Below are 21,512 nucleotides of genomic sequence, written 5' to 3' on the forward strand. Positions count from 1 at the left end.
CGTTAAATATAAGATAAAGATTAATGTATACCCAGTCTTTTTATTATCAGTTATCCGATAGTTTTATATCGTCAAAAAATAAATTATCTCATTCTAGGATATCTTTAATTTTAATTTACCTTATATTTAGATAAGCAAAAATCAATGTAGAAATAAAAAGAGAGCAACTACATATAAAAAAGAAATCTACATTTAAAGGATTTTTTATTACATTATTTGTTTTGAAAATTTGTTTTTCTTTATTATATAATTCTTTAATTCTTCTCGAGAATTTTTCAATATTTTTTTCTTTTCCTAAAAGGCCTTTGATCATAAAGGATTTTATGTCTTTGTGAATGGAACTTTTTTGTATCTTATTAATCACTGTTTCAATTGTATCTTTTCTTGGATTAAGATTTTCGTTTATTGTGAGTCTTACTAGTATCATTATTACAAGGAATAAATCATAAGACGTTTCTGCTATACGATCTCCACAATTCCAACTAGCCCGATCATAGCTTGGTGTAAACTCTTTAATTGCTTCTCCCTTTTTCACAAGACCACCTAGGTCAATTAGCTTGATTTTCTTTTTTTCTCGATCTAACATTATGTTTTCCAGCTTTAGATCTGCCATGATATATCCCATATTATGTATTTTAACTAAACCATCTAAAATGACTATAATAACGCCTAATACGGTTTTTGTTGATACAAGGTTGTTTTCCGAATAATTTTGTAAATTCACACCATCAATATGCTCCAAAAGTAAATAGTATAACGTCTTCCCTTGAATCTCTACGTCATCCATATCATATACTTTTACTACTAGTTTTACATTTTGGAACTTTTTAAGAAGCCCAAACTCCCTATTAATTGCAATATTGTCTTCACTTAGCTTCAAGGCATACTCACGATCTAAATGAATGTCTCTCACTAAATATACAGCACCAGTCCCACCTTCTCCTAGCTTTTTTTTGACCTCGTAGCTTTTTTTATTCCATTTTCCTTTAATAACAGTATAGGGACTCAAATGAGGTAACACGATCTAACACCTCTCTTATATACTCAAGAATTAGCCGGATTGTTTCACTTGTAAACAGCTGGGCTTTATATGCTTATTTTTAAACCTTATTTCTGTAAATTAAATCGTATTTTATACATTGAGGAAATTAGATTATTGAACTTTATTGAACTTTATTGAACTTTTTAAAAAAAGTTGCCCTATTTAATTATGTGCTTTCCCAAGTAAAAAAATTAAAAAGGTAGCGTTTACGCTACCTTTTATTTCTAAAAATAATTAAAACTATTATTTACAAATATGGAATATTTATTCTAGTATTATTGTCTATCCTGTACATTCCTCCATTTCTAATATTTCACCGGACTTATTTATTCCACCATTAAAGGCTTCAATTAAATCAATAGCTTGATCTATGGCTGATGCAGTTGGTGTTCCACCTTTTGCATTTATTCTATATATTCTATTCTCTAGCTCCGCTATATTATCCGTAAAATGATGAATCACCTCACAATTTGATGCGCCACTACCCGGAAAGGCAACGACAGCTAAATTAACTTTTCCTTTTCTTGCTTTAAAGGATTTCATTAAATCTAATATGCTATATCTTGCCTCATCTATTTTCTTAGCCATACTTCCACTACAGTCCATCAGTATGCAACAATCTATTTGTACCTCTTCAGAAAAACGCTCTACGTAATCTAGTAATTTACTTCTAGTTGGTGGCGCCATGTTCTCTAATTCTTGTCCAATTAGTTCTTTTAATTGACTGTTTACAGCTTCCTGAATCGTTTGGTTAACTGTTTTCATCGTCATACTCTGCATTGTATATGAAAGATGGTCGATAAAAGTATGCTCATACTGTCCACCCCCGGCTTTTGCAATATTATTAATCTCATCACAAGCTTGATCATTTACATCCTGTTTATCTACAATACCTATGGTATTCACCACTATGTTCTTTTTAAAAGCTTTAGATGCTGACACTACCGGGTCTCCACCTACATTTGATTGTCCATCAGTTACAAGTATAATTTGTCTCATTAACACATCTTTTTCCATATGAGAAACCTCCTGTTTTTATAGATTTATAGACAATACAGAAGAAATCTATACATTGTAGCGTTCTTTTATAAAAACTCCTATACTTTTTTACACAAAAAGACCCCCTTGGAATAAACAGTTGTTGTATTAGCTGTCTCTAGAACAAGGGAGCCAAAAGAAATTATGTACTCATTATGATTTATATGTTTTTATGTTTACGCAATTAGATCATCTACTTTAATTCCTAGTGCTTTAGCAATTAAAACAACTTTATTAAATGAAGGATTAACTTTTGCTCCTCTCTCTAACTCTTCTATATAGCTTTTGGATATATCCGTTATCCTTGACATGTCATGGGTGGTATAGCCTTTAAGGTTTCTTATTTGTCTTATTTTTAATCCATTAATCATAGGCACCCCTCCAAACAATTTTTATTATGACTAAAATAATAAAGTACAATTCTTACTATAATATATTAAAACCGGTGTCTTTTTTATGCTTAAGTTATAAATTAGTTTTCTCTAATACATTTTACTCCTTCTTGTTTGCTTTGTTTCGCTATGCTAAACTTATAATAAATTAAAAAAAGAGGTGTTTTAATTGAATTTAAAAATCGGTTTTATCGGGTCAGGAAACATGGCTGAAGCACTTATTGCAGGTTTTGTAGATTATAGTAAAGATATTAAAAACTATATATTTGTTACAGATAAAGATAAAAATAAAGCAATGAATTTATCTGGTAAGTACGGGATCGGCCATTTTTTATCAAATAAAGAAACGCTCCGAGAATGTGACATTATTTTTTTGGCCATTAAACCTAATGTCTATAGCTATGTTCTAGAAGAGTTGAAAGATATTGTTGAAGATAGACACATTCTAGTCTCTTTAGCGCCTGGTATTTCAAATGAATATATGGAAAGTTTTTTCTCTAAACCAGTTAAATTGATTAGAACGATGCCAAATACTCCAGTTCACGTTAAAGAAGGTATGATTGTGGCTTCTCCAAACGCTCAAATCAAAGATGTAGATCTAGAAATTGTTGTATCGCTGTTAAGTAGCGTTGGTAAAGTTGATATTATACAAGAAAATTTAATGGATGCTATCCCGGCTATTAGCGGAAGTAGCCCGGCTTATGTGTATTTACTTATTGAGGCTTTAGCTGATGGTGCAGTTCTGCAGGGAATCCCTAGGGATAAAGCTTATGCATATGGCGCTCAAGCAGTACTAGGTGCGGCTAAGATGGTATTAGATACAGAAACACACCCGGGTAAGCTAAAGGATCATGTGTGTTCTCCTGGAGGAACTACCATTGAAGCAATTTACAGCTTAGAGAAAAGTGGTTTTAGGGGAAGTATCATTAAGGCTATGGAGGCTTGTACGGAAAAGACAAAAAGATTAAATGCCAAGGAATAAGTTATAAACATTTATTCAATTCCCTAGGTAGTTCTTAAATATTATTTTAAAACTCCTCAATTATTTATTTTACAACAAATTTTGCTATAGATTATTTAAATTAACTGTGGTATCTTTGAATATATTAGAATAGGATATAAGGGAATACAATAGAAAAAGGTGATTAAAATTGAGAGCAATCGAATTAATTCATGCCTCAGAAGCGCACACATTGGCTACCCCGATTTTTGATGAGAATAGTAAGATACTACTTTCTAGAGGTGTTAAGTTAAAGGCTTCTCTGGTTGAAAAATTAATACAGTTGGGTTATACCCGCGTATATATACGAGACGAACATACAGAAAGTGACATAGAGGATGTTATTTCTCCTGAAGTAAGACAAAAATCTATCGGACATATTCGAAAGTTATCTGCTTTAGCAACAAGACAGAATGGTTCTAAAAACGTTAAAGAAGAATTTGAGAAGGATTTGACCTTTGCAAAGGCATCTATTTCTTCTATTGTTGACGATCTCTTTACTAAAAAAGATGTCGTCATAGAGCTGATGGATCTTAAAACAGTAGGTGGTTACATCTATGAACATTCCATTAACGTAATGGTGTTATCGCTTATTTTAGGAACTAGCATTGGTTTGAACCGCTCAGATCTAGACAAGTTGGCCCTAGCGGCTTCTTTGCATGATATCGGTTTGATGTTCGTACCCCAGGAGCTTTTAAATAAAGACACACCTCTTACAAAATCAGAATTTGAGATAGTAAAACGTCATCCATTATTAGGATTTGAATTTTTAAAGAAATCTACAAACTTAAGTCCACTTGTTCGAATACCCGTCTTACAACACCATGAAACATACAATGGCAAAGGCTACCCGAAGCAGTTGGATCACTCAAAAGTACACCTTTTTTCAAAGATTATCGGAATTGTTGATGCCTTTGATGCCATGACTTCGGATAGACCTCATAGAAAAGCTTTACCAGTGTTCGAAGTTATTGAATTTATTATGGCAAGCGGCGGTACTCTGTTCGATCCAGAGTTAGTAAAAGCCTTTATTCAACGAATTAATCCTTATCCCCTTAATACCATTGTAAAACTTAATGATGGTAGTGTTGGTGTTGTAGCTAAGGTTAATAAGGATCTGTTTTCACGACCGGTTATTCGTCTAATTCGTACAAAAAGTAAAGAAAACTCCAGAATTATCAACTTGATAGAAGAAAAGAACTTAGTTATTCAAGGTATTGTTCACAAAGCTTAAATATAGTTATATTCGCAAAGTAATTTATATCGAAAATAAAACCTGTTTCTTTTTTATAAAAAGTAGTACTTTCCTACTATATAAAAAAATCTCCCTGTTAAGGGAGATTTTTTTGTATTTTATGTTTTCTTTTTAATTTAAGATGTCACTTTTTCAGTAACTGGTTCTAATTCGTCTTCTGTTGCTGCAACAGCAACCGCAACTGCGCTATCACCTACAACATTAACAGCGGTTCTAGCCATATCTAATACTCTATCTATACCAGCTATTAAAGCAGCCCCTTCTATAGGTAATCCTACGGCTGTTAATACCATTGTTAGCATAATAAATCCTGCTCCTGGTACTCCAGCGGTCCCTATTGATGCTAATGTTGCTGTTAATACGATTGTAACTTGTTGAGCTAAAGCTAACTCAAGTCCATATACTTGGGCAACAAATAACGCACATACACCTTGATACAATGCGGTTCCATCCATATTGATTGTTGCACCTAAAGGTAGTACAAAACTAGCAACTCCGTTAGAGACGCCAAGGTTTTCCTTTGCTGATTTAATCGTCACTGGTAAAGTACCAGCACTACTGGCTGTACTGTAGGCTACGGTCGCCGCTGGGGCTACCCCTTTGAAAAACTTTAGTGGATTCATTTTTCCAAAAGCTTTAACGATTGAAGAATATACAACAATCGCATGTATCAGCGCACCCAAATAAACAGCTATAATTACTTTTACTAAAGGTGCTAATACAGAAGGTCCGTTAACTGCGACTACTGGTACAATTAATGCAAATACACCGTAAGGTGCTAGACTCATAATAAAAGCTGTAATTTTATACATTACTTCTGCTAAACTTTCAAAGAAGTTAAATAAAGGCTTTCCTTTTTCTCCGACGGTTGTAATACCAACCCCAATAAATAGTGCAAAGGCAATAATTTGTAGCATGTTAGCATTTACGATTGCTTGTAGGGGATTACTTGGAATAATATTTATTAAGGTTTCTAATAATGGCGGTGCACTTACTGCTTCTGCCGTTTCATTTATGGGCATAGCAATGCCTGATCCAGGACTAAATAAGTTTCCAAGGATTAAACCTATAGTTACAGCTACTGCAGTTGTTCCAAGATAGAATGCTACGGTTTTTCCACCCATTCTACCGAGCTTTCTTACATCTCCTGTACTGGCAGCACCAACAACTAAAGAGGATAATACAAGGGGCACAATAATCATTCTAATTAAGTTAAAGAATAATGTTCCAAAGGGAGCTATATATTTTTCTGCAATCTCAGGTGAACCACCTAATAAAAGACCTACTATAATACCGGCTAATAAACCAATTAATATTTTTGTTGTTAACTTAAGTTTCATTTGTCACCCTCCTTTTTTATTCTTTATTAATTGCTCTGTACACTCCTTTCCCATTAATTTATTTGTAAAATTTTAATTTCGTACATTGTTATAATATTTGTTAAATTAAAATGATATAAGTTTCCCTACGCCTGTAACAGCTTTTTTGTTGCTAAAAATATGTTAAGCACAATATTAAGCCTAGTTTGATTTAACTTTCTTAAGGATAGATTGTCATGATATATTTCAAAGTTTTCTAACAGTATATTTTTTGAATTAAGTGATATTGTTCCACCACTTTCTACTTCATCTAATCCATTTATTAGGATGTTTATCACTTCTAGGTCAGCTGGTACTGCCTCTTCTAAATTGATTACTGAAATATCTGGTTCAAATCCATCATTGCCCAGAACTTCTAACACCCAATCAATACGTTTTAATACATACTTAACCGCTGGTATAGCAGGATTATTTGACCAACTCTCAAGATTTTGTATTGCCTCTAATGCTTTTAGTTTCCAGTTTGGCTTTAAATGGAAATTAATAAAGCCAGGAGATACAATTTCAATCTTATCAATATCAACCTCTTTTAAAGTCATACCTTTAATAATTTTTTTTGCAAATTTCTCAGGATTAATTCCAACTTGCCTACTTAACCTAAGGGCAGCATTTGTAGAAAAATCACCAAAACCTTTTTTTAGATTTAACTCCACATTTATCTCTGTTCTTTCCAGTATACCCTCACACTCAGATAAAATATTGTGTTTTAACTGTGCTGCAATATCTAGTTTTATATTTCTGATTAACTGTGTATTATACACATCCATCACAACAACTCAACCTTAAGACTATTTTTAAGTTGTTCTTTCGATTCGGATATGTTTAAATCATATCGTATTTCTATTTTCCCAGTATAAGATTCGAAATCTATATCAACCTCTAGAAAATTTGTATACACTTCCATCTGAAGATTCCCATAAATTGTGTCGTACTGGGTTTTACAGGTTTCTCCCTCGGCAAACAGAAATTGACTTCTGTTTGCACCGAAACGATTTAAAGAAACTTTATTATTTTCCATAACCTTTAAAGTAGTCGTTGTTCCCTTCATCCCAGATATTTCTGACTCTTCATAAACAATATACAGGTGGTTATTCTTTTTATATAAAGCTGCTTCTGTTGTTAACTCAATTTTATTTTCATCATCCATTATCTTCTGTACACCAGTTACTCGAATCACTTTGCTATTTTTAGTTTGTTCCATTTTATACCCTCACTTATCTTTTTGTCGAAATGTAAATTTTAGGACTCATTTGTTAATCGATAAATTAATTAGTTGGTCAATTAGCTCCCTATAGGGCAGTCCTGTAGCTTCCCACATTTTTGGATACATGCTAATCTTCGTGAAGCCTGGCATTGTATTTACTTCATTAACAAGTATATTATTCGTCTCTTTTTCAATAAAAAAATCCACTCTTGATAACCCTTTACAATCATATATTTTATACACTTGTAAAGCTAATGCTTGAATTTCTTTTACAACATCCTCTGGCAAGTTAGCTGGCACAATCAACTGGCTCTTTCCTTCAAAGTACTTATCATTATAGTCGTAAAATTCATGATAAGGTACTACTTCTGCGGGCAAAGATGCTTTTGGATTTTCATTGCCTAACACTGCGCATTCAATTTCTCTAGCATTTATAAAAGTCTCTACAATAATTCGTCGATCATATTTCATTGCTTCTTCTATAGATATTAATAATTCATCTCTGTTTTTAGCTTTTGATATTCCAACACTGGATCCTAAATTAGCAGGTTTAATAAATACAGGATATTCAAATTGATCCTCTATTCTTGATATGACACGCATATTATCCTCTACAAAGTCTTTCCTATTTATTAGTTGATATTTTGCTTGGGGAATGCCCTCGCTATCTAGTAGCATTTTAGCTATTCCTTTATCCATGGCTACTGCAGATGCTAACACCCCTGCACCAACATACGATACTCCCGCCATTTCTAAAAGTCCTTGAACAGTACCATCTTCTCCAAATGGCCCGTGTAATACTGGAAATACTGTATCTACTTCCTTATTTTTTTGGAATAAACGGTTCACATCAAAGGGTTTTGATTGACCTTCCCAGTCTATAGCATCAATTTCTGCTACATTACCTACAAATTCTCTCCAGTCCCCTTCACGGGTTATTCCTACTGAAGTTATTTCATATTTATCTTTATCCATAGCTCTCATTACTGAAGCAGCAGACATTAAAGAGATATCATGCTCTCCAGATTTACCGCCAAATAAAATCATAATCCTAGTCTTTTTCATATTAACCTGCCTCCTTATACATTAATATTCTACTCTTGTTCGTCCTATTATTCAATACGAGAAATATTTTAGAGTTTTTTGTTCTATTTGACTAAATATATGTTACCTAAGTGATTATAAGTCAACTACTATAGTTTTGCACACAAAAAAAGTGGCTAACGCCACTTTTCAATATCGTTTCTTTTCAGCCTACAACCAGGCAAATAATCTCCACCCACCCACTGTATTTTGAAAAAACTCAAATACTTTTGATCTTAGCTGTAGTGGGAGCTGTTCATGATCCGTATTTCTGTAAATGATTTCATATTCTTCTTCTGTTAAAGCTTCTTTTAAATATTCCTTTGTTTTTTCATCGGTTAAACCGTGCTTTACATCAACAAAGCACAGGGGCGGAAACATAACACACCACCAGTTTTGCCCAGTCCCTTCTTCTATCACTACTCTTAAGGCCTCATAATTTCCAGCTGGAAAAACTACATCTCCATATCTTTTTGTTGGAAACACATGGTCTTCTAAATATACTTTTACTCCGTAGGTTGATTCATTTTCCTTTAAAGCAGCTATTGCCACTTTTTCTATATTTTCTAGGTTTGATTTTAATACTTCCCTTGTTTCATCTACACTTTCTGAAACCTCTAACTTTGTTGATACATATTCAATCACTTGATCTCTTACTTTTAATTTTAGTTGTTGATCCTCTGGAGAATCGCTATTCGCTAAAACATGAAATCGTATTAGGTTTTCTCCCCTATTTTCTAGTGCCATACTTTCATTCTTACTTAAATTTGCATTTATCAATAGTATTGAAAAAATAACAAATCCTATTAAACATTTCTTTTTCATTTAACTTCCCCCTCCGTGTCCATTTTGTTGTTATACTTTCAGTATGTACAAAAGGGGGAAATTATATACAGTTATACCTAATTATTTGGTCAGTCCAATTCGTCGTATGTTTGCATCTACATTTACCACTATATCAATCTCTGGGAATACATCTTCATAGTCATCTTTGATCTTTTGCCATATTGATGGATGATATTTATGAATATATTTATCAAGTCCTGCTAAATCAACTTCATGCTCTTCCTGTAAAGCACTTATGGCTAAATAAATGTTATCTTCTATCGCCTCTTCAAACATTGTTTCTAATGCTTCTAATATTTCATGCTCTAATAAAGTCTCCTGTGGATCGAAGTAGAACTGCCTTACATCTCCTTCAGTTGTCACATCCACAATTATGCTTATATTACCGTCTTCCTCTATTAATCGATAGGATGTCTTACTTTCAGTGATTTCAACAGGCACCCTATAGTTTTTGTAGTCAAGTTCATACCCACCAAATGTTATTTCATCCCTTAAGTACATCAACCCTCTTATTTCTTCTTCTTCCAACCAACCTGTTAATTGAAAATCTTTAATCACACCGCCTCCCCCTGCTTTCACATCGGTTTCTCCTGGGGTAAGCCTGGTAATTATACTATTTCCATTTCTATGTAGTTTATAGAAAATGTCATTTAGATCTAGTAATGGCGCCCTATTGGTTACTCTATCCCCTTCAAAAATCTCTCTTATATATCTTGGCGTTAAAGGTTCAAGTTCACTTTCCACTTCTAACACTTTTCGGGCTTTACCCTCCGTAAGGGCTATATAAATTTTACGACTAATAAGGGGATCCTTCTCCATAGCATCGAGTATTTCTCTAAAGAGTTTGGGGCGCCTTGCAACTTCATCGCTGATTATAACCGCTTTTAAATGACCTAAATAAAGCTCATTATTCATACGCGTTCCTAGTCGCCTCATAATAGCATAACCATTGGTGCCTGTACTGCTAAATAAAATATTAAATTCATCTGCTTCTCCTGCAATTGCAGCATTGTTGGGAATGGCAAAGGTCAGTAATAACTCATCTTCCTCATCTGGTGCCTCATCATTAATATCAACAGCAATTGCTAAAGCATAGGCCCGATCCTCAATTTCGACTTTATCCCAGCAACCAACTAAAAAATTTGATAGGAACACTATAAGCATAAGGATTATGCTACTTTTTTTAAGCACGACTTCCACGCTCCTTTCCTATACCCTTTCTAATCCCTAATGAAATTAAAATCAATATAGGCACCCCTAATGCAAAAATAGGAATAGCATACTTTGAAAAACTCCCCATAAACGCATAGGTTTGAGCTATGTTTTCAGGAATTAAAGCAACAATATATAAAATTGGTACTAATGGTAATGCCATAAAGTCTCTTTCCTTTAAATTAAGTAAGTCTCCTATTAAAATTGTTTTTACTAAATGAATTGGACCAATGGACATAAATACAATAAATACCCATATGACCATTACTAGCCCTTCCACATTTTGAATGAATAACCCTGGAAAATCAATGGTTTTAAATACACTCATTGTTGGCCATACCAGGTGAGCCAGTTGTTCTGTGCCAAATATTGATAGAATTGTAATAAATATAATCACATATATAGCAAGTACCATGCCGACCCCAGTTGCCATTAATTTTGGTGCCTTGTCAGGTCTTTTAAGGTATGTCCCGAAAACTAAAATAAACTCAAATCCTGCAAAGCTAAAAAATGCAGTAGGCAACACCTCTACTAACTCCATTGGTGTGGCTTGGAATGTTGGTAGTAAATTGGTTAAGTCTGATTCTATTAAGCCCAACAAAAAGAGTATTAATGCAGGAATCATTATAATGGGAAATAGCAGTTCTGCTAGTCTGCCTAAGGCTTCAATGCCATTTCTACTGAGATAAGCCGAAATAAGCAATACACTAAATATAATTATCTCTATAGGGGTTCGAATTAGCAAAAACATTTTTACCACTTCACCAAAGACCCTGATTAAAAATGCATTTATCATCAATGCATACAGAATAAATAAAAAAGCAATGATCCAAGCAATTGGTTTGGTAAAACTAGTTGTTAATATTTCAAAATAACTTTTTCCTGGAAACTTTTTAATGATATACCCAATTAATGCTGCCGCCCCTATTGTAAATATGCCACCTATGAGCAGGGCCCACAGTCCATCTGTACCAATACCCTCTGTTAAATCTCCGGGTAAATTTAAAATACCTACTCCAATAAGGGTCAGTATTAAAATATGGGCCATTTGTCCCGAAGATATAAGATCGTTATTTTTAAACATTAACTTTGATCCTCCTTGTTAAAATCCTCCGGCCTTAGGTCTTTTTGACGTACTTTATTCTTTCTAAAAGATATTAAGCTTCTTCTTCTTAAACCGGGTAAAGGAAATAGTACAAAGGTGTCTTTTAAATCGTTAGGATTGTCAATATAATTAGTGTAAGGGGACATATATGGAATCCCAAAGCTTTTTAAACTGCATAAGTGTACCATTACTAATAACATTAATAGTGCCACCCCATATAAACCTAAGAAAGCAGCCATAAATATAAACCCAAAACGAAGGAGTCTAAAGCCTATTGCCAAATTGTAATTAGGTATAGCAAAGGAAGATATTGCAGTTATTGCCACTGTAATCACCATCAGGGGAGACACTATACCGGCTTCAACAGCCGCTTGTCCAATAACCAGCCCCCCTACAATCCCAATAGTTGCGCCAATAGGACCGGGCAATCGCACCCCCGCCTCTCTTAATATTTCTATTGTAGCTTCCATAATTAGTGCTTCTACAATTGCGGGAAATGGAATGCCCTGCCTGGAGGCAGCAATAAATAGCGCCAGCTCTGTAGGAATCATATGGGGATGAAAGGATGTAATGGCGACATACAAAGATGGTGCCAGTAAACAAATAAATACAGCAAGATATCTTAATAGCCTAACTGCTGTTGCAATTGACCATCGCTCGTAGTAATCCTCGGCAGATTGCAGCAATGCATTAAAAGTTGTGGGTAATATTAAGACAAAGGGCGTATTATCCACAACCAATACAATTCTTCCATCATATAATGCTGCAGATGCTGTATCTGGCCTTTCTGTATTTTGTATTTGCGGAAATGGGGATAACCAATTATCCTCGGTTAACTGTTCAATATAACCACTATCTAAAACCGCATCAATATCCACCGCATTTAATCGTTCTTCTATTTTTTCCAATGCCCTGCGGTTAACTAAATCTTCAATATACATTACTGCAATATCGGTTTTTGAACGTCTGCCTACTTGTTTAATTTTTAATTTTAATTTAGGGTCCCTTATTCTTCTTCTAATTAGAACTGTATTAAATCTAAAGGTTTCTACAAAGCCATCCCTTGGCCCCCGTATAACTGCCTCGGTTACGGGTTCTGAAATTCCTCTGGCTTCCCATGCTCTAGTAGCAATAATAATGGCTTTATCATATTCCTCTAATAATAATACGGTTTCTCCACTGAGTAAAAAATTCATAGCCTCTTCATGGGTTTCTACTTCACTCATATCCGTAATCGCCAGACTATTATCTAGAATGAAGTCTTGAATCTTACTCTTTATGGCTTTTGGTTCCGGATCTGCCATTCTAACCCTAACCATAAGATTGGAAAGCACATCCCTATTGAGCAAGTCCCGGTCTGCCATCCCATCTATATAGGCTAAGGCTATTTTATAGTCTCCTTTTTTCCCTACGTATGCTTCACGATAAATAATATCGTCACAATCGGTCAAATCTGCCTTTATTGCCTCAAGATTTTGATCTAAACTTTTACTTATTTTTGTTGTATCATTATAGCCTATTGGAGGCTCCTCCTTATTACCGAATAACTTGTCCCATAAACTCATCGTTTAACCTCCTCTCATTTATACAATTTGAAAAACTGTGTATGCTGCAATCGAGCCAATTATATAGATAAATCCTAAGATTTTTGCAAATATACTTTCTCTTTTTAGCTTTTTTTTCAACAGCCTTTGTGTATCAAAACTAATTAAAAAGATACCAATCAGTATAAAAGCAGATACTACCGCTAAATTAAATAGACCAGCTATATTCTCATATATTATTTGTGTTTCCATTGAACAACCCTACCTTTTACGCTAAATATTTATTCCTTTCTCATTTTTTACAAGTTTAGGTGTTTATATACAAAGAAGCGCAAATTAAAAGGGATCATCGTAATGATCCCTTTTAATTTGCGCTTTTACCTTTATGATAGTTGCTTTTCTTTTGTATAGGTTTGAACAAGATATGTTTGTTTGTTAATAATCGATAAATTTTCATAGGCTGCCTTCGCCTTTTTATAATTTTTAAATATGCCAAAGACCGTAGGTCCACTCCCTGACATCATAGTTCCCATTGCATTAAATTCCATCATTTTGTTTTTGAGCTGTTTAATCACATAATATTTCTTTTCCGTTACCGTCTCTAGCACATTGCTCATTTCTTTAGAAAGTGTATTCAAGTCACGGCTTTTAATCGCATTTAATAACAACGTAGTATCCGGTCTATTTTTAATATTATTTAAATCTAACCCCCGATAAACTTCAGCAGTTGAAACAGAAATAGATGGCTTTGCAAGAACGATCCATACATTTTTTAACCCTTCAATAGGTGTTAAATTTTCTCCGATGCCTTCTGCTAAAGCCGCACTCCCCATAAGGCAAAAGGGGACATCAGCACCAATTTTAACCCCAATATCCATAAGATCATCCAAAGTAAGATTTAATTCACAAAGCTCATTAATCCCTTTCAGAACACCAGCTGCATTCGCACTTCCTCCAGCTAATCCAGCTGCCACTGGTATATTTTTTTTAATGTCAATTTTAAATCCAAATGGAAGTTTGAATTTGTTTTTTAATACTTCTGCAGCTTTGTAAGCTATATTCGTATGGTTTGTTGGAATAAACTCACAATCCGTTTCTATGCTAATGTTATTGGAGTTAAAATCTTTTGTTATTGAAATATGATCATACAAGTCAATTTGCTGCATAATCATTTGAACCTCATGATAACCATCCGGTCTTTTTGCCAAAACATCAAGAGATAAATTAATTTTAGCCCTTGACTTTATCTTTATATCATTCATTCATGTTCTCCCCTTATAATTGTCACTGTTTTTATTATATAAAACATAAAAATTTCTTGCAAACAGATTTATACTTTTGTTTTTCATTTTAAAGACCGCAGTGTTCATCTGCGGTCTTTAATTAAAACTTAAAGTTATAGACTTTTTCAATTATAATGTGGTCACCTGGGTTAATAGCGTCTGGACTTTCAATATTGTTAGTTTCCATAATTTGTTTTACTGTTGTATTATATTTTTTTGCTAACTGCCATAAAGAATCTCCCTTTTGAAAGAAGCAGATCGTTAAACTAGATCTTTCAGCACTACTTTCTTCTACCTCTGCTTCTTCGGCAGAAACGATTACTTCTACTTTTTTATTACAATAAGCATCACAATTAACAAGTACATTTGCTTTAACGTCTACCTGCTGTCCATTAATTTGACTAAATTCAACCTCTTGCGTGAACAAATCTAAATTAACTTTTGCATCCTCGGTTAGATTACTTATATCTACACTTTGTTTAAAGGGTATTTCCTGTACATAGCTATAAATTGGCTGATAATTATCTTCTGCAGTGTATAGCATTATTGCTTCTAAAACCCCTTCTACAACTACCTTTCCTGAACTTACTGTGTAGTCTGTTAATATAGATTTAGTTTGAACAGATAAAACTTTATTAATTGGTGGTTTTTCAGCAGGAATTTGTAGTGTTTCTTTTACCGTGATATTACTTTTACTCATTCCTAAAGCCTGATTATAGACAATTTCATTTTTCTCAGCTTTCAAAGGTTGGGTTGGAGAGTAAGCATCTACTAATACTTCTTTTTCTTGTAATTCCATTACCTTCGCTTTTAGCTTAACAACACTTTCTACTTCAACTATTTTTTTAACTCCTTGTATATTTTCTTTTACCTCTGTATTCAGCTCTTCTATATTCATTTCAACCTTACACTGCATATCACTATAGGCATTTGTTACTTCAACAAAATGGGTAAAAGGGATTTCTTTTTTCATTACGTTTAATGTATCCTCTTCATCGTCTGCTATGTAAAGTAGGTCAAGGTACAATGTTCCACCAACAATTACTTTTCCATCTGTCACCTTAGTTTCTCGAGAAAAAACTTTGCCATTCCAGTTTAAGACTTCTTTTATCCCTGGCATTTCATCTTCTAATTCGAAAGCGTCTTTTACTAAAGTTTCAGAAGTATTAGATCCAATCAGTGAAGTATATTGAATTGTTTCTTTTAATAACTCAATATCCTCTAGATTCTCAACATCCTTTGTAATCTCTACATCCTGTTGATATAAGCCTTTTCCATCCAAATTAATAACCGCTTTTACCCCAATCTTTCTATCATTATTAATGGTGTAGTCAATGTGTTCAATGTCAGAGATTACTTCACAATCCATTTCCGAATTTAATCCTGGGATCTCAATTTTTTGATTAAATTCCGTAATACTATCAATGTTGTATAGAGGTTCGTCCCCGCTGTCAGATGCGTATAGTATTTTAAAATGTATTACGCCTTCCACATCTAAGCTATTTTCCTTAACCTCTTTTTTCTTAATGTGAATCATGCCGTCAACAGTTAAAATTCTTGTAATATCAGGCTTTGCATCCGGTACAATTATATCCCCCTCAACAATTGCCTGTGCCATGTTTTCACCAACTGGCTGCTCGACTTTAAAAAGGTCTTTTACCAATTCAATAGGCATTATTCTACCCCCTTTTACTAAATTTAGAAACTTTACTACATCATATTTGTGTCATAAAAATATATGTTATAAAGTTATAAAATATTTCCTGTTGCAATCATATAATTATAAATTTTCTGTGGTTAGTATCTCTCCTATATATTTATATGCCTGTATAACAAAAAAAGAAGTGGAATTTTATCCACTTCAAAAAAGAGTATGTTTTATTATAAAGTTGCTACTAATACAGCCTTTATTGTATGCATTCGATTTTCTGCTTCATCAAAAACAATGGAATGATTACTTCGAAATACTTCATCTGTGACTTCCATTTCTTTCAGTCCAAATTTATCATAAATCTGTTTCCCTACAGTTGTATTTAAGTCATGAAAAGCAGGTAAGCAATGCATAAATACAACGTTTGGATTACCTGTTGATTTTATCATATCCATATTTACTTGATATGGCAGCAACAAGTTAATTCTTTCTTCAAATTGCGCTTCTTCTCCCATAGATACCCATACATCTGTATATATTACATCAGCGTCTTTTACCCCTTCTTGTATATTTTCTGTCAATGTAATTTTTGCTCCAGTGGATGTAGATAATTTTCTCATTTCATCCACCAGCTCCGAAGAAGGAAACAGTGACTTAGGTGCAACGGCCCTAAAATCCATTCCCATTTTTGTTGCACCTATCATTAAAGAGTTTCCCATATTGTTTCTACCATCACCCACATAAGCAAACTTCACTTCATTTAAGGGCTTATGTACATGTTCTGTAATTGTTAGTAAGTCCGCTAATATTTGGGTGGGATGATACAGGTCAGTTAGCCCATTCCAAACTGGCACCCCAGAATACTTGGCCAATACTTCCACACTGTCTTGCTTATATCCTCTAAATTCAATACCATCGTAATATCGTCCTAGTACTTTGGCAGTATCTTCTAAGGATTCTTTCTTCCCCATCTGAGAGTCTTGTGCACCTAAGAAAGTAACATTAGCGCCTTCATCTAAGGCTGCCACTTCAAAAGCACACCTTGTTCTTGTAGATGATTTTTCAAATAATAAAACGATGTTTTTTCCTTGTAGTTGTCTTGCTTGTATACCAGATCGTTTGTTTGATTTTAGATCTTTCGCTAGATCTAGTAAATACTTTATCTCCTTTGGTGAAAAATCCTTTAATGTCAGTAAGCTTCTTCCTTTTAAGTTTAATGGCATTTGATTCCCCCCTAATCCAATTATCATCAAATGTTTATAAATATTCATCATTTTGTATAATTATAGCATAAGTTATCAGTAATGCAACAAAAAATATAAAAGCTGCTATTACTATAGCAGCTTTTATTAACTTACTTTTATATCTCCGTTGTCGTTATTTACTGTTAATTGAACGGTTTCTGTCAAAACATCTGAGTAGCTATAAGACACTCTTCTAACTGAATCAAAGTTACCATTAATCTTTACGATAAAGATATTTGGATATGCATTTTCTATAATGCCCTCTCTTACAAGAATTCTTTTTCTTCCTTTGTTAGCTTTTAGAGTAACCGGGCATCCTACATACCCTTCGATACTTCTTCTGATTTCATTTAACGTATTTCTATCAGCCAAAACATCCACCTACTTTCATCTTGAACAAGTCAATTATAACACAGTGTAACTTTTTTGTCAAGCTTTCAACATTACATTTTACACCGATGAAATACTTCTTGTCAATTGTATTTTTAAATATTCCATAATATTTCTTATTTAGACAAAATAATAATCAACGATCCCTTGTGCAATAGCTTCTGCAACGTCTTTTTTGTATCCTAAATTCATTAACAGTTTTTCTTCCCTTGGACTAGACAAGTAGGCTGTTTCTATATGCAATGTACTTACTTTAACGTCTCTCAAGAGATAAAATTCAGCCTCTTTTACACCTCTGTTTATCCTTTGTAAACGAGTAGCCAACTGATTCATGATGCTGTTTGCCAGCCTTTTTGCTTGATGATCTCCTGGATAATAATAGATCTCGGTCCCCATTATTTTAGGTTCATCAATATAATTCTGGTGAATAGATATAAAAAAATCTGGGCGTTTGCTGTTCGCTAGCGCCGCTCTGCTGCCTAAGGGCACATAGGTATCTTCTTCTCTTGTTAAATAGACTTTAGCCCCTAAGTCTATCAGTTTCTGTTTTAAGTTATTACTAATTTCTAAGTTGATTTCTTTTTCCCTTAGTCCTGCAGAACTAATATGATCCTCAGATTTCTCGCCGCCATGACCAGGATCAATTACTATAGTTTTACCCTCCATTGGCTTATTTATGCTAATTTTTTTTATTCGGCCAACATTTACTCCTGTATAATAATATTTAATAATATCCTCTGCAGCTTTTCCTTCCATTGCTAAATTATTTGCCCCAAACAAACATAACCCCAAACCATCACCTTTTCCTTGTGTAAAAAAACGAATTTTCTGTGGCTTCCAGCTAAACCGAGTTGAGTTTAACCCTAATAATTCAACGATGTCTTTACCCTTAAATTCTTTGCCTCCGATTTTTACTTTTTTTATTCTACCCTCTTCATCTCTCACTATATCTTCAAAAATATTTTCTATCATCATATTTTTAGTGGAACTGTCTTTTACAAATTTAACGCCTAACTTCTTCTCTATATCTTCTATATTGACATCCTTATGATCAATATAGTAGGGCGTATTCCTACACTGATTACAAAGCACTTTTCTCAAATACTTAACTATGTTACCTTCTACATTTTCACTATTTTCTGTCGCACCACCACATACTGGGTGAAACTTAGCATTGATTAGTTTGTTATTCAAGTAAATCACTTGGCCATCTGTTTCTGTTATGGCTTTATTTAGTTTTTCTTTAAAAACATTGAAATCCTTTCCCCAGATATTTTTGTATTTTTCAAGTTCCATAAAATCTGGGTAATTTTCTGTAGAAATATCCGCTTCTTTATTTGCTCCAATTCCTTTGCCTCCATATAATCTCATTGCCCTTTTTATATTTGTCCTCATTACAATGGCTAAACTTTTTAAGGACTCTATATGAAAGGTTAGCGGCGCAGAACTGGCTACTAACTCTTTTAACAACTCATCGAAAGGCTTTTTACTCACTATATCTTTTTCTACATCATATATTTTTACTTGTGGTCCTTCTGTATGCACAACCTCTATCCCCCCTATTCTTTTGAATTTTTAAGCATTTCAGTGTAACCGTAGTATATAATATGTTAAGTTATTCGCTACTGTGCATATTTTTCTTTGTATTATCATACATATACTGTTTGAGTAAATTTATTAGATACATTTTCTTACTTGCTTATTTTTTTATTATTTGTTAAAACTAAACTAAAAGAAATTTACTTTTAAAAATAATCTTTTGGAGGCTAACTATCGTGAATATAAAAATTTATGAACACCTCTGTTGTAGGGGAAGCACATTGGAATATGTTTTGTTACGAGCTATGGAAGAATTAAACATTGATATTAACTATGAACTAATTTCGGATATGCAGGCTATATTAAACCAAGGGATTGTATCTCCACCTGCCCTTGTGATTGATGGTAAAATTTATTTGTCTGGTCGTATTCCAAGTGTAGATCAAGTTAAATCGGCACTTCTGACAGCTTCAGAAAACAAATAAAGTATTAATATTAACCTTAGCTCATTTCATTTGTTAATTATGTTATCCAACTTAAATAGCAATAAAAAAATCACTTATCTCTCATAAGTGATTTTTTTATTGCTATTATTTTTCTAAACTTTTTGCCAAGTAATACAGAGTTCTTACGCCAACACCTGTACCGCCTTTATGAGTGTATCCTTTTTCTTTTGTTGCTCTTGCAGTTCCTGCGATATCCATGTGCACCCAAGGTGTCTCACCAATGAATTCACCTATAAAAAGTCCTGCTGTAATTGTTCCTGCATCTCTTCCACCAATATTTTTTATGTCTGCAATGTCACTTTTTATTAGTTCACCGTACTCTGAGTCCGCTGGCAACTGCCAAACCTTTTCACCAGCTTCATCTGCTGATTGCTTCAGTTTTTCTACCCATATTTTATTATTTGTAATTAAAGCTGTCGTTATAGCCCCTAGAGCAACTACACAAGCCCCAGTTAATGTAGCTAAATCAACTATTTTTGTTGCACCTAGCTTCTTGGCATAGCTTACACAATCAGCTAAAACAAGTCTTCCTTCAGCATCTGTATTAAGTATTTCTACTGTTTTACCAGTCATTGATGTAATAATATCCCCAGGCTTCATTGCCCTGCCTGATGGCATATTTTCACATAGTCCTAATATACCGATGATATTTGTCTTGGGTTTTAATCTTCCTATAGCATCCATAGCACCTAAAACAGCTGCAGATCCACCCATATCTGTTTTCATCTCATCCATTCCTGCTCCAGGTTTTAATGAAATTCCCCCTGAATCAAAGGTAATTCCCTTTCCTACAAATGCGGTGTACTCATCATCTTTTTTGCCGCCTTCATATTTCATCACTACAAGTTTTGGAGGCTCTTCTGATCCTTGAGCAACTCCTAAGAAACAACCCATTCCAAGTTTTCTCATATCTTCTTCTTCTAAAACTTCTACCTGGATTCCGTGTTGTTTTCCAATGTCTATGGCCCTACTGGCCATTTCTTTAGGCGTTAGCACGTTTCCTGGCTCATTCACTAAATCTCTTGCTAACATTGTCGACATTGCTAAATTTTTACCTAGATCAATTCCTTCCTCTACTAGAGTTTTGTTTTCAATGCTTTTATTCAAAATTAATAAGTCCGTTACAGTGACTTGTGCTTTATCTGATGATTTATATTTATTAAATTCATATAATCCAAGTAGCCCTCCTTCACAAAGCGCACTTGTTGCTTTTTTAGGGCACAAACCTTCTACTTGATCTATGAAATTAATACCAACTGATTTGCATTTTAGCTTTTTTGCTAGCTTTAAACCAATTGCTGTAGCTGCTCTGATGCTTTCTTCTTGAAATTTTTCTTTTTTTCCAAAACCTACAAGTATTATTTTTTTTGCAGAAATTTTACCAAAAGTATGTACCACCATTGTTTCCTTTTCTTTTCCTGTAAATTCCTGATTGCGTACTAATTCTTGTATTGCTTCCCCTAAGTTTTGATCTGTTTCTTGTAATGCTTCAGGAAGACTGTGGTCGTCTTCGAAAATACCTACTATAATCCCATCTACTAGAATATTCTTTAAACTTTCATTTGCATTTTTTATTATCAAAATGTTCCACCTCCAATTAGAATTATATGACAATATCTTTATTTTTTCAAAGTAAAATGATAATAACAATAAAATAGTGCTAAACTTAATTCAATTTATTATGTGTTTTTATTGCTGTATTATTCAAAACTACTTAGTATATTTGTTTATAAAATTTTCTCAGCCAAAAAAAATAACCAAAGTTTTAGTTTTAAAAACTTTGGTTATTTTTCAATATA

General features: G+C 33.6%; 21 protein-coding genes. 3 read left to right on the forward strand and 18 right to left on the reverse strand.

Features of this window, described 5'->3' with window-relative positions; translation table 11 throughout:
• Positions 1-115: 115 nt before the first annotated feature.
• The 3 genes from RH915_RS06435 to RH915_RS06445 form a co-directional block, all read right to left on the reverse strand.
• Positions 116-1,021, reverse strand: coding sequence for a protein kinase domain-containing protein (locus RH915_RS06435; RefSeq protein WP_310478712.1), 906 nt, complete (start codon positions 1,019-1,021; stop codon positions 116-118).
• 303 nt (positions 1,022-1,324) lie between these two features.
• Complete coding sequence (locus RH915_RS06440; protein WP_310478713.1) at positions 1,325-2,059, reverse strand: vWA domain-containing protein; 735 nt, start codon at positions 2,057-2,059, stop codon at positions 1,325-1,327.
• Between the two features lie 197 nt (positions 2,060-2,256).
• On the reverse strand, positions 2,257-2,451 hold the full coding sequence (locus RH915_RS06445; protein ID WP_310478714.1) for a helix-turn-helix domain-containing protein: 195 nt from the start codon (positions 2,449-2,451) through the stop codon (positions 2,257-2,259).
• Positions 2,452-2,641: 190 nt separating this feature from the next.
• On the opposite strand from RH915_RS06445, the gene proC reads away from it, so the two are divergent.
• Both proC and RH915_RS06455 read left to right on the forward strand, forming a co-directional pair.
• Positions 2,642-3,454: a pyrroline-5-carboxylate reductase gene (gene proC / locus RH915_RS06450; protein ID WP_310478715.1), complete on the forward strand. Its 813-nt coding sequence runs from the start codon at positions 2,642-2,644 to the stop codon at positions 3,452-3,454.
• A 169-nt stretch (positions 3,455-3,623) separates the two neighbouring features.
• A complete protein-coding gene (locus RH915_RS06455) occupies positions 3,624-4,706 on the forward strand; it encodes an HD-GYP domain-containing protein (RefSeq protein ID WP_310478716.1) in 1,083 nt (360 codons plus the stop codon).
• 137 nt (positions 4,707-4,843) lie between these two features.
• On the opposite strand, the gene RH915_RS06460 is transcribed toward RH915_RS06455, so the two are convergent.
• The 14 genes from RH915_RS06460 to RH915_RS06525 form a co-directional block, all read right to left on the reverse strand.
• Positions 4,844-6,067 carry a dicarboxylate/amino acid:cation symporter gene (locus RH915_RS06460; protein ID WP_310478718.1) on the reverse strand — a complete coding sequence of 408 codons (1,224 nt, stop codon included), beginning with the start codon at positions 6,065-6,067 and terminating at the stop codon, positions 4,844-4,846.
• 125 nt (positions 6,068-6,192) lie between these two features.
• Positions 6,193-6,873: a hypothetical protein gene (locus RH915_RS06465; RefSeq protein WP_310478879.1), complete on the reverse strand. Its 681-nt coding sequence runs from the start codon at positions 6,871-6,873 to the stop codon at positions 6,193-6,195.
• Positions 6,873-7,307, reverse strand: a complete 435-nt coding sequence (locus RH915_RS06470) for a DUF1934 domain-containing protein (RefSeq protein ID WP_310478720.1) — start codon at positions 7,305-7,307, stop codon at positions 6,873-6,875. Before RH915_RS06470 ends, RH915_RS06465 begins: the two co-directional genes overlap by 1 nt.
• A 45-nt stretch (positions 7,308-7,352) precedes the next feature.
• Positions 7,353-8,375, reverse strand: a complete 1,023-nt coding sequence (locus tag RH915_RS06475; RefSeq protein WP_310478721.1) for a D-alanine--D-alanine ligase family protein — start codon at positions 8,373-8,375, stop codon at positions 7,353-7,355.
• Positions 8,376-8,564: 189 nt separating this feature from the next.
• Positions 8,565-9,218 (reverse strand): stage II sporulation protein R, encoded by a 654-nt coding sequence (gene spoIIR / locus RH915_RS06480; RefSeq protein ID WP_310478722.1) that lies wholly within the window; start codon positions 9,216-9,218, stop codon positions 8,565-8,567.
• A gap of 81 nt (positions 9,219-9,299) precedes the next feature.
• Positions 9,300-10,430 carry a Ger(x)C family spore germination protein gene (locus tag RH915_RS06485; protein WP_310478723.1) on the reverse strand — a complete coding sequence of 377 codons (1,131 nt, stop codon included), beginning with the start codon at positions 10,428-10,430 and terminating at the stop codon, positions 9,300-9,302.
• Positions 10,423-11,535, reverse strand: a complete 1,113-nt coding sequence (locus tag RH915_RS06490; RefSeq protein WP_310478724.1) for a GerAB/ArcD/ProY family transporter — start codon at positions 11,533-11,535, stop codon at positions 10,423-10,425. The genes RH915_RS06485 and RH915_RS06490 overlap by 8 nt, the downstream gene beginning before the upstream one ends.
• The gene (locus RH915_RS06495; protein WP_310478725.1) at positions 11,535-13,121 is read right to left on the reverse strand and encodes a spore germination protein; all 1,587 of its coding nucleotides are present in this window, start codon (positions 13,119-13,121) and stop codon (positions 11,535-11,537) included. Before RH915_RS06495 ends, RH915_RS06490 begins: the two co-directional genes overlap by 1 nt.
• A gap of 18 nt (positions 13,122-13,139) precedes the next feature.
• Entirely contained in the window at positions 13,140-13,352 is a 213-nt protein-coding gene (locus RH915_RS06500; RefSeq protein ID WP_310478727.1) for a CLC_0170 family protein, read from the reverse strand.
• 131 nt (positions 13,353-13,483) lie between these two features.
• On the reverse strand, positions 13,484-14,362 hold the full coding sequence (ispE, locus tag RH915_RS06505; RefSeq protein ID WP_310478728.1) for a 4-(cytidine 5'-diphospho)-2-C-methyl-D-erythritol kinase: 879 nt from the start codon (positions 14,360-14,362) through the stop codon (positions 13,484-13,486).
• A 121-nt stretch (positions 14,363-14,483) separates the two neighbouring features.
• Positions 14,484-16,058 carry a DUF3794 and LysM peptidoglycan-binding domain-containing protein gene (locus tag RH915_RS06510; protein WP_310478729.1) on the reverse strand — a complete coding sequence of 525 codons (1,575 nt, stop codon included), beginning with the start codon at positions 16,056-16,058 and terminating at the stop codon, positions 14,484-14,486.
• Between the two features lie 206 nt (positions 16,059-16,264).
• Complete coding sequence (gene argF, locus RH915_RS06515; RefSeq protein ID WP_310478730.1) at positions 16,265-17,257, reverse strand: ornithine carbamoyltransferase; 993 nt, start codon at positions 17,255-17,257, stop codon at positions 16,265-16,267.
• 126 nt (positions 17,258-17,383) lie between these two features.
• Positions 17,384-17,650: a Veg family protein gene (locus tag RH915_RS06520; protein ID WP_310478731.1), complete on the reverse strand. Its 267-nt coding sequence runs from the start codon at positions 17,648-17,650 to the stop codon at positions 17,384-17,386.
• 138 nt (positions 17,651-17,788) lie between these two features.
• The gene (locus RH915_RS06525) at positions 17,789-19,213 is read right to left on the reverse strand and encodes an N-acetylmuramoyl-L-alanine amidase (RefSeq protein WP_310478732.1); all 1,425 of its coding nucleotides are present in this window, start codon (positions 19,211-19,213) and stop codon (positions 17,789-17,791) included.
• Between the two features lie 230 nt (positions 19,214-19,443).
• Here RH915_RS06525 and RH915_RS06530 point away from each other — a divergent pair, with 230 nt between their 5' ends.
• The gene (locus RH915_RS06530; protein WP_310478733.1) at positions 19,444-19,692 is read left to right on the forward strand and encodes a thioredoxin family protein; all 249 of its coding nucleotides are present in this window, start codon (positions 19,444-19,446) and stop codon (positions 19,690-19,692) included.
• A 105-nt stretch (positions 19,693-19,797) separates the two neighbouring features.
• Here the strand turns inward: RH915_RS06530 and RH915_RS06535 are convergent, their stop codons facing one another.
• Positions 19,798-21,294 (reverse strand): leucyl aminopeptidase, encoded by a 1,497-nt coding sequence (locus RH915_RS06535; RefSeq protein ID WP_310478735.1) that lies wholly within the window; start codon positions 21,292-21,294, stop codon positions 19,798-19,800.
• Between the last annotated feature and the right edge of the window lie 218 nt (positions 21,295-21,512).

This window comes from Serpentinicella sp. ANB-PHB4, assembly GCF_031432315.1.
GTDB lineage: Bacteria > Bacillota > Clostridia > Peptostreptococcales > Natronincolaceae > Serpentinicella.

Bases quoted from the DNA above. Each gene is read 5' to 3' on its own strand.
- RH915_RS06510 (WP_310478729.1), bottom strand. From the start codon at position 16,058: ATGCCTATTGAATTGGTAAAAGACCTTTTTAAAGTCGAGCAGCCAGTT.
- RH915_RS06460 (WP_310478718.1), bottom strand. From the start codon at position 6,067: ATGAAACTTAAGTTAACAACAAAAATATTAATTGGTTTATTAGCCGGT.
- argF (WP_310478730.1), bottom strand. From the start codon at position 17,257: ATGCCATTAAACTTAAAAGGAAGAAGCTTACTGACATTAAAGGATTTT.
- spoIIR (WP_310478722.1), bottom strand. From the start codon at position 9,218: ATGAAAAAGAAATGTTTAATAGGATTTGTTATTTTTTCAATACTATTG.
- RH915_RS06470 (WP_310478720.1), bottom strand. From the start codon at position 7,307: ATGGAACAAACTAAAAATAGCAAAGTGATTCGAGTAACTGGTGTACAG.
- RH915_RS06440 (WP_310478713.1), bottom strand. From the start codon at position 2,059: ATGGAAAAAGATGTGTTAATGAGACAAATTATACTTGTAACTGATGGA.
- RH915_RS06445 (WP_310478714.1), bottom strand. From the start codon at position 2,451: ATGATTAATGGATTAAAAATAAGACAAATAAGAAACCTTAAAGGCTAT.
- RH915_RS06500 (WP_310478727.1), bottom strand. From the start codon at position 13,352: ATGGAAACACAAATAATATATGAGAATATAGCTGGTCTATTTAATTTA.
- RH915_RS06490 (WP_310478724.1), bottom strand. From the start codon at position 11,535: ATGTTTAAAAATAACGATCTTATATCTTCGGGACAAATGGCCCATATT.
- RH915_RS06475 (WP_310478721.1), bottom strand. From the start codon at position 8,375: ATGAAAAAGACTAGGATTATGATTTTATTTGGCGGTAAATCTGGAGAG.
- ispE (WP_310478728.1), bottom strand. From the start codon at position 14,362: ATGAATGATATAAAGATAAAGTCAAGGGCTAAAATTAATTTATCTCTT.
- RH915_RS06495 (WP_310478725.1), bottom strand. From the start codon at position 13,121: ATGAGTTTATGGGACAAGTTATTCGGTAATAAGGAGGAGCCTCCAATA.
- RH915_RS06465 (WP_310478879.1), bottom strand. From the start codon at position 6,873: ATGGATGTGTATAATACACAGTTAATCAGAAATATAAAACTAGATATT.